Here is a 7,803-nt window from a genome sequence, read left to right on the forward strand (position 1 = left end):
GGGCATGGCACTGTCTGGGTGAATGGCGATAATGGCTATATTGCCATGCAGGTCAGTGGGTTAGAAGTGCTTCCGGGGGCCGGTCTCACGGATTCAGGACCATGCCAATGCTGATGATTAATACGCCATCCAAAAACGCTAAAGGCCGCGTATCGAAAAGGGCATGCATAGCAGGCCAATAGGTAAACAATGCCTGAGCAACGACCACCACAGCGACAGCAGCCAGCACAGCGGGGGTGCCTAGTAGCCCCTGCCAGCTAAAGGAGGTGTCGTGTAGATAGCGCACGTTAAATAGATAGAAAATTTCCAATACTACGATCAAATTGACCACCAATGTCCGAGCCATCGCAAGCTCATCCCCACGCCCTAGTGAGTAAAAAAATACGCCCAACACCGCTGCCAGAAACAGGAACGACACAAGCGCTACCCGCCAGATCAGAAAAGGTGTCAGCAGCCCTTGGTTGGCAGGCCTAGGGCGGCGCTGCATGACATTGGGCTCTGCTGGCTCGAACGCTAATGCCAGGCCAAGGGTGCCCGCCGTGACAAGATTGATCCACAAAATTTGCACCGCAGACATCGGCATTGAGAAGTTAAACAGGATAGCGGCAACGACCGCCAAGACCTCACCGCCATTAGTGGGCAGTGTCCACGCGGTTACTTTGCGGATATTGTCATAGACAACTCGCCCTTCATTCACTGCAGCGACAATGGAAGCGAAGTTATCATCCAGCAAGACCATCTGGGAGGCCTCCTTCGCCGCATCAGTCCCTTTATGTCCCATGCCAACGCCGACATTTGCCTGCTTCAACGACGGTGCATCATTGACGCCATCGCCGGTCATGGCCACGATTGCCCCTGTCGACTGCAAGGCACGAACGATACGCAGTTTGTGTTCAGGGTTGGTGCGAGCAAACACACTGGCTTCGGTCACGATAGCGGGCAGATCAGTGTCTGAAATATCATCAAGTTCACGCCCTGTTAGAACGTGTGGATCTTCTCCAAATCCTAGCTGTCGCGCAATTGCCGCGGCCGTTTCAGCGTGATCACCGGTAATCATTTTCACCGCAATACCCGCAGAGTGGCACTCTTTAATGGCGGCCACTGCCTCTTCGCGCGGGGGGTCGATAAACCCTATCAGGCCAATGAAGACGAGCCCATCCAGGTCGGAAAAAGTCAGCTTATCAGCATCTGGAGCTACTGCTTTAACGGCGAAGCCGAGCACTCTCTCTCCCTGGGCGGCTGCGTTCGCGACCTTGGCGCCCCACGCGCCTTGGTCTAGCGATGCCGTCCCTTCACCATCTATCTGGGCGACACATCGTTGCAGTAGTTCATCGGGGGCGCCCTTAACAAAAATCCGACAATCGCCTGTTGCATGGCGATGAAGCGTGGCCATAAAGCGATGCTTGGCATCAAAGGGGATCTCAGCAAGTCGCGGCCATTCATGGCGGGTTAGCTCCGGCTCCAAACCAGCTTTAATGGCCAACGCCACCAGCGCTCCCTCCATGGGATCGCCCATTACATGCCAGGCACCATTTTCCTGGTTCAACTGGGCATCGTTGCACAGCACTCCCGATAGCACTAAACAACTACTCTCTAGCCGCTGTTTATCCGCAGCAGCGTCATCGGTAGAAGCAGCTTCCAGCCGCCCTTCCGGCACATAGCCCGAGCCGGTCACCGTGTACTGCCCATGAGGGACTTCCAGCCGTCGCACTGTCATCTCGTTACGCGTCAAGGTGCCGGTCTTGTCGGAACAGATGACCGACGTAGCGCCGAGTGTTTCTACCGCCGGTAGCTGCCTAATCGCTGCATGACGACGCGCCATGCGCTGTACGCCGATAGCCAATGTAATGGTGATGACCGCTGGCAAGCCTTCAGGAATAGCCCCCACCGCCAGAGCAACGACCGCTATCAGCGCGTCCGGCCAAGCATAGCCACGTACCCATACCGCAAAGGCAAAGAGTACGACCGCCACCGCCAGGGTGATCCAGGTAAACCGCACCCCAAAATGGTTAATCTGGCGCAGCAGCGGTGTGGTCAGGGGTTGTACTTCACGCAGCAAAGTACTGATGCGCCCGATTTCCGTAGCGCTACCCGTTGCCACAACGACACCCATCGCCTGCCCGGTAGCCACCAGCGTTCCGGAATAGGCCATTGAGTACCGGTCACCTAATGCAGCGTCTATGGGCGCTGGTGTTTCCCGCTTTTCTGCCGCCACCGACTCGCCCGTTAGAATGGCCTCTTCGATACGCAAAGCACTCGTACGAATAAGCCGCAGATCAGCAGGAACCCTGTCCCCTGGCTCAAGTGACACGATATCCCCAGGTACAATCTCTTCCACGGGCACCTTGATTCGCCTTCCCCCTCTTACCAGATAAGCGTGGGGGGCGATGAGATTACGGATCGCGCTCAGCGCCTTTTCGGCTTTACCTTCCTGAATAAATCCAACCAGGGCGTTGACCAAAACCACCGCCGCAATGACCGCGGCGTCAACGAAATGCCCTAGCAGCGAAGCGGCAAGCGCTGCCGCCAACAGAAAATAGATCAACGCGTTATGAAACTGGGCAAAAAGACGCAACAAGGGATGCCGACCGGCCACCTCTGGCAACCGGTTACTTCCATAAGTAACGAGCCGCTGCTTCGCGTCATCCACTGCTAGCCCGGCGGTTGAGGTCCTGAGCGCCGCAAGAACGTCCTCGCTTCGCTTAGTATGGGCATCGCTAGGCGCTGAAACCAATGGAGAAGCAGTAGCGTGTTTAACAGTCGGCGTCTCCATCCGGTCTCCCAGTCAGACTACCCCAAAAGGAATAAGCAACCACCGTTACAGCTTGAGCACCACCGTCACGGTATCTACTTCATCACGGGTCGGCTGAACTATAAAACCAAACTCTTTAGCCATGTCCCGCATGGCATGGTTCTCTCGCAAGATATCGGCAAACACCTGCTGAAAGCCGGTATCGCGGGCATAGTCGATCATCTGCTGCATAAGCCGATAGCCAAGCCCGGTCCCTTTCGTATCACTACGCACCATGATCGCAAACTCCGCTTTTTCCTTGTCGGGAACCGCAGACAAACGGACCACGCCCACGATTTCCTGCTTGCCTAATGGCATCGCTATAAAGGCCATTTCCCGGTCGTAATCGATTTGCGTCAGGCGAGCAGCAAAGGCGTGATCAAACCCTCGAATGGCAGCAAAGAAGCGCAGCCTCACATCATCAGGGGAAGAGTGACGCAGCATGTCGACCAAGGCACTCTCATCTTCGGGACGGATAGGACGCAGGCTGTAGCGCTGGCCACTGCGTGTTTCTATCGTTTGCTCAAGCTGCTGTGGGTAGGGACGAATAGCCAGTGGGCGCCGCTGATCACGCTCGGCCCTGACCACAATACGCGCATCTAAGGCCAGCACCCCAGAGGCATCGGCCAGCAGCGGGTTAATATCCAGTTCGACCACGCGCTCCAAATCAATGACCAACTGTGACAATGTGATAAGCGTGAGCGTAATGGCCTCAAGATCAGCCGCAGGCCGGCCACGATAGCCACGCAGCAACGTTGAAATACGTGTCGCCTGGATCATTTCCTGTGCTAACAGTGGGTTGAGAGGCGGGAGGCCAATCACACGATCACCTATCAGCTCAACGGCCGTTCCCCCCTGGCCAAACAGCATGATTGGGCCGAAAACGCTATCTTCAGCGATACCTAAAATCAGCTCATGTGCCCCAGGACGACGAATCATCGGCTGTACACTAAATCCATCTAATCGCGCCTCAGGCACTGCTTGGCGAATCGACACAAGCATGTCTTCGGCAGCCTGCTTCACCGCACCAGGCGAGGCAAGATTCAATTGCACGCCGCCACTATCCGACTTATGCGAAATGTCTCGCGACAGGATTTTCAGTACCACCGGAAAGCCCAGCCGCTTTGCTGCCTCACTCGCCTCTTCCGGTGTATGCACCGTGATAGCAGAGACGGTGGGAATGCCATAAGCCGATAGCACGGCCACCGCCTCTGGCTCCGTTAGAACATTCCGGCCATCTTCCAGTACGCGGTCAATCACAGCATCTGCACTGCGCTTATCGATATAATGGTTGTTAAAAAGCGGCGGCGGCGTTTCCCTTAATGCTTGCTGGTTTCGCCAGTAACTGAACAGATGACCGAAGGCCCGAATGGCCTGCTCGGGTGTTTCGTAACTTGGCATGTTGTGTGCCGCAAACAAATGGCGAGCTTTAGCCGGTGCCCCTTCACCCAGCCAACAAGTGAGGACGGCTGGCCGCCGTGCCCCCAAGGTATCGACCACGGCTTGGGCCGCGTCCAAACTATCGGCGACTGCTGTCGGGCAATTCATGACCAGAATCGCATCCGCTGCCTTCTCATTTAGCAAGGTTTCGAGTGCGCCGGCGTAAAGTACCCCTGGCGCATCACCAAGAATATCGACCGGATTGGCATGGGACCATGCAGGTGGCAGAAGGTGATTCAGACGCGCTAGCGTGACGTCGGAGAGCTCAGCAAGACGGCCATGCATGTCAGCCAACTCATCGACTGCAAGCACACCAACCCCGCCACCGTTGGTGAGAATGGCTAGCCGGTCACCCTTCACACGAATCCCCGTGGCCAATGTACTTGCCGCTTGAAAGAGTTCATCGAGTGTTTTGACGCGCAGCATCCCAGAACGCCGAAACGCTGCATCGTAAACGGCATCAGCACCTGCCAGCGCTCCGGTATGCGACAATGCAGCCTTGGCCCCCGCATCGCTGCGCCCTGCCTTAACCACCACTACAGGCTTGGTACGAGAAGCCATTCGGGCCGCCGAGAGAAATTTGCGTGCCTCAGTAATGGCTTCGACATACAGCAGGATGGAGTGCGTCTTGGGGTCAAGGGCTAAGTAGTCGAGCATATCGCCGAAATCGACATCGCTCATCGAACCCAGAGACACTACATACGAAAAACCGACGCCACGCGCTGCCGCCCAATCGAGGATAGAGGTCGCCACCGCACCAGACTGCGTCACAAAGGCTACATCGCCTTTTTGGGGCATGATATGTGCAAAGCTGGCGTTGATCCCCCGATGGGGGGCTAAAATGCCCAGACAGTTAGGACCAACAATGCGCATCAAGTAAGGCTTGGCCGCGTCGAGCATCGCTTGTTTGAGCACTTTTCCATCGGTATGATCGCCTTCGCCGAAACCAGCAGTAATGACCACGGCAGCTCGACATCCACGCTCACCAAGTTCGCGAATAAGGCCAGGCACCGTATCTGGCGGCGTCGCAATAATGGCCAAGTCGGGAACCAGCGGTAGCTCTCTCACGGTGTGGTAGTTGAGGGTCGAGCGGATCGCCCTCTCCCGTGGATTGACCGTTAGGATTGGCCCGGCAAATCCAGCATCAAAGAGATTGCGTGCTAGTACCGCCCCCACAGAGCCGGGGCGGTTACTGGCACCAATCAAAGCGATCGTACTGGGTGAAAACAGGGCATCTAAATTACGAATCGACATCTAGCATCTCCGATGCCAGGGTTGGCTCCATCACCAACACGGCAGCGCCGGTCAGCTTGCCTTCCCTGAGGTCCTTCAATGCATCATTTGCGGCGTGGAGCGGGTAACACACTGTGCTGGTCTGGATCATCGCGTCGGAGGCCAGTGATAAAAACGCCCTACCATCCTGACGAGTCAGATTGGCTACTGAGCGCAACTGCCGCTCCCCCCAAAGCAGCGCATACGGGAAAGAGGGGATGTCACTCATATGTATACCACCACAGACAACGACTCCCCCTTTACGCACAGCCCGTAGGGCAAGGGGCACCAACTCTCCCACAGGTGCAAAAATGATAGCGGCATCCATTGCCACGCCTGGCAACTGTTCAGAGCTACCCGCCCACGTCGCTCCCAGCTGCTGCGCGAACCGCTGAGACGCCTCATCGCCTGGGCGCGTAAAGGCGTACACGTCGATGCCCTGCCGTTTTGCGACCTGGGCCACAATATGTGCCGCCGCACCAAAGCCATAAATACCGAGACGCTGCAGGTCATCGCCACACATAACCAGAGAACGATAGCCAATCAGGCCAGCACACATCAGTGGGGCTGCTTCCGCAGGGCTATAGTGGGAACCGATAGAAAAGCAGAAGCGATGATCCGCCAAGGTATATTCCGCAAAGCCACCATCGATCTGGTACCCGGTAAAACGCGCCTGATCACAAAGGTTCTCTTGCCCGTGTAAACAGTAGCGGCATTCACCACAGCTATACCCTAGCCAAGGAACGCCCAGGCGTACTCCCTTCTCTAGCGCTACACCAGGGCCGCACTTAACAACACGACCAATAATTTCGTGCCCAGGAACAACCGGATAGCGGATGTCTGGCAGTTCTCCATCGAGCAGATGCAGATCAGTACGACACACGGCGCACGCTTCAATTTTCAGCAGTACTTGCCCCGGCCCCGGCGTAGGAATGGGCCTTTCCTGACATTGCAACGGTCCACCCTGTTTCTCAAGCACCATGACCTTCATGCGACATTCCTAAGCAACGTAAACACCAATTCTCGTTAACATTTTTCTTAGCTTTCGTATGCTGCTTTTGTGTACAAACTAACGCCTTACCCACAGTGACTACTGGAAGCTATGAATAGTTATAGCGTAAAGACTCTTCAAGAGAAGCTCACCAAGCAAATAAATTCACTTACTCACAACAGTGTTGATCTAGCGCAATCAACTCCTTTGACAACCCACTCTTTTTGTTAAAAAAATGTATGTTGGAAATAAAATTTCACTCAGCAAAAGGCATGACAAACACCCTTATCAATCATAAAAAAAATTATCATAGAATCTGATAAAAGCACCAAACAGACTACTTCCTGCAGATCAATAAATTCATTAAAGACCCCCTTTTCCCTGTAAAGTTGATTTCGATCAAATCAAGTTTTTAATTTTCCTCCATACTTATTAATAGTGCATTAAAAATCAGCATAGTGAATAGAGCCTTCAACGCATATCTTCACATGACACAAGGAAACAGGATAATGACAACACTAAAACTTCCCAATCCAGCTCCCAGCGAAAATAGTTATGCCAATCCAGCTATTTTCTGGTATCAAACCTGGGAGGAAGCTACTCAAACGTCTGCGAAGCTACAGAAAATTTGGCTAGAAGCACTTAACGAAGCATTTCGTCATGAGCTTGAGTTCCTATCGGCCATCGCGCCTTTCTACAGTAAGCTTGCTAACTGCTTATTAGGTTTTGAGGGACCGCAAACCCCTGCCTCACTGGCATCTTGTTACCATCAACTCGCTGGTGACATGACACATGCCACTTTTAAACGCATGCATAAAGTATCGAAGCTGAACAAGGATTTACGCGAGCGCATTTGGTGTGAGCTTTAAGCACTGATTAAGTACAGCCTTATTTTAAAGGTGAAGAGTTCAATACACACCTGCCTCAAAAATACCTCCCTATAGAGAGACATTTCCCATAGCATTTTAGGCTTTATACAAAAACTGTCTGCGCTCGCCGACTTTTCATACAAAATTTAACAATCGTACTGATTTGGCAGGCTTGCCGCTTTGCCATGAGCATACCTATGCTCTACTGTATGGATAGCTATGTGTACAAAGCGGCGCTTTGATCACATCACAAGACTCAACTCAGAAGAGCCTACCCCCCAATGCTCACGACACTCTCGAAGCACAAGGCACTCTTTCGTTTTCTGTGTCACGATGTCAAATAATCCTGAATCCGTGAGACCGGCCCCAGGAAGCACTTCTAACCCACTGACCTGCATGGCAATATAGCCATTATCGCCATTCACCCAGACAGTGCCATG

At 53.8% G+C, this 7,803-nt stretch carries 4 protein-coding genes and 1 pseudogene; 1 reads left to right on the plus strand and 4 read right to left on the minus strand.

Annotation, left to right across the window (positions count from 1 at the left end):
- Positions 1-85: 85 nt before the first annotated feature.
- The 3 genes from BIS10_RS15870 to BIS10_RS15880 are packed head-to-tail and all read right to left on the minus strand — an operon-like array spanning position 86 to position 6,494.
- A complete protein-coding gene (locus tag BIS10_RS15870) occupies positions 86-2,773 on the minus strand; it encodes an HAD-IC family P-type ATPase (protein ID WP_253506576.1) in 2,688 nt (895 codons plus the stop codon).
- A 45-nt stretch (positions 2,774-2,818) separates the two neighbouring features.
- Complete coding sequence (locus tag BIS10_RS15875) at positions 2,819-5,485, minus strand: bifunctional acetate--CoA ligase family protein/GNAT family N-acetyltransferase (RefSeq protein ID WP_253506578.1); 2,667 nt, start codon at positions 5,483-5,485, stop codon at positions 2,819-2,821.
- Positions 5,472-6,494 (minus strand): zinc-dependent alcohol dehydrogenase family protein, encoded by a 1,023-nt coding sequence (locus BIS10_RS15880; RefSeq protein WP_253506581.1) that lies wholly within the window; start codon positions 6,492-6,494, stop codon positions 5,472-5,474. Before BIS10_RS15880 ends, BIS10_RS15875 begins: the two co-directional genes overlap by 14 nt.
- Before the next feature lie 509 nt (positions 6,495-7,003).
- Between BIS10_RS15880 and BIS10_RS15885 the strand changes: the two genes are divergently transcribed.
- Complete coding sequence (locus BIS10_RS15885) at positions 7,004-7,363, plus strand: hypothetical protein (protein WP_253506583.1); 360 nt, start codon at positions 7,004-7,006, stop codon at positions 7,361-7,363.
- Between the two features lie 242 nt (positions 7,364-7,605).
- Here the strand turns inward: BIS10_RS15885 and BIS10_RS15890 are convergent.
- Positions 7,606-7,803, minus strand: a pseudogene (locus BIS10_RS15890) (hypothetical protein); the annotation flags it as partial.

The sequence above is a fragment of the Halomonas sp. 707B3 genome, assembly GCF_024158645.1.
Classification (GTDB): domain Bacteria; phylum Pseudomonadota; class Gammaproteobacteria; order Pseudomonadales; family Halomonadaceae; genus Vreelandella; species Vreelandella lionensis.